Annotated in this window: 1 protein-coding gene; it reads right to left on the bottom strand. The window is 32.3% G+C overall.

The window, feature by feature from the left end:
• Positions 1–229: 229 nt before the first annotated feature.
• On the bottom strand, positions 230–1275 hold a 1046-nt coding region (locus PVE40_RS12760), incomplete at its 5' end, for a hypothetical protein (protein WP_274732312.1).

Here is a 1275-nt window from a genome sequence, read left to right as displayed (position 1 = left end):
TTTAGAATTTCTGTAGTAAAATCGTTCATATGGAAGTCCTCTTTTCTGTGAATGTGTTGTGGTAACTCTATTCTACAGAAGGGACTTCCTTTTTTCTATTTACACAAAATATTTTACACTCTCAGAATAATATTTTAACTCCAAACACTATTATTCCTGATTTAAGAGTTAATGACTTTATAGTTAAGTCTGCTGATTATTTCAAATGAGGCTACCTATATAAACATAATTAAATAAAATAATTTCTTAAAGTAGGGTATTTCCGTTTATTAGCTACGACTCTTTCTAAAACAAACTGTCTAAATTCTATTGCATCGTGTAAAGCTTCAGATGATTCCGAAAAATCAGGGATTTTCCCAACGTGTATAGCCCTATTTCTAAGGAGATAAGTGTTTTTATACCACTTTCCTACTGCTGTTGTTTCATTTTTTATATTCCAGTTACCTCCAAGATAATGTGGTAGTTTACTTTTAATAATGGACATAAAAGAGGTGTCCTCCAGTATTTGGGTTACTTCTTCATCTAATTTGTTATCTGCTTCTATAAGCAACTCTTTAAAGAGTTGTCTAATAAATACTTCTACGCTTACCTGTGCATACAGTACTGCTTCTTGATAAAATCCTTGCTTCATATACCTTTTAGCGAACAGCACATACTTCTCCCCTGTAACAAAAGGATTTAGTTCGTAAGTCGCTACTACTTGCATTCTTATAATTTCTCTGATTTCTTCTTCGGTCAGTAGCCCTTTTTTATATGGAACATTTTCGTGTAATAAGAATAATCCTCGATTGCTTTCCCAAGTATTAAGATCTGTCGTTGACACTACTACATGAGACGGTAACATTTCTTTTGTTAAATAATGACTCTCGTCATCTTTTGTCGCAATCATATAACTGATTACAATTGTATTCAAATTATCAATTAATTTATCAAAATAGTAATTGTAATAAAATTCTGCCTCCTTCAAGAAGTCTTTATAACTTAATCGTATTGCAACCATCATTATTAATTTTGTCTTTTGCACATCTAACATTTCGGCAGGCTTTTCAAATGGATATTTAAATGAGGTGTTGACAATGACCTCATCGAATCTATAACTATAAAACCCTTCGTCACTTCCTAGGGTAATTGTCTTCCCTAACCCCAACGGGATGTAGAATGGAAGAACAACTTCGAATTCTAAGAAAGTATTAACAAATGTGTTTTGCAAGACATTCCTACACAATATTGCAAAGAAAAAGTACACACCTTTGCGCCTGAAATTTTTCTCTGATT

The sequence above is a fragment of the Jeotgalibaca caeni genome (assembly GCF_028863945.1).
Taxonomy (GTDB): domain Bacteria; phylum Bacillota; class Bacilli; order Lactobacillales; family Aerococcaceae; genus Jeotgalibaca; species Jeotgalibaca caeni.
This window is presented reverse-complemented; position numbering and strand designations above follow the sequence as displayed.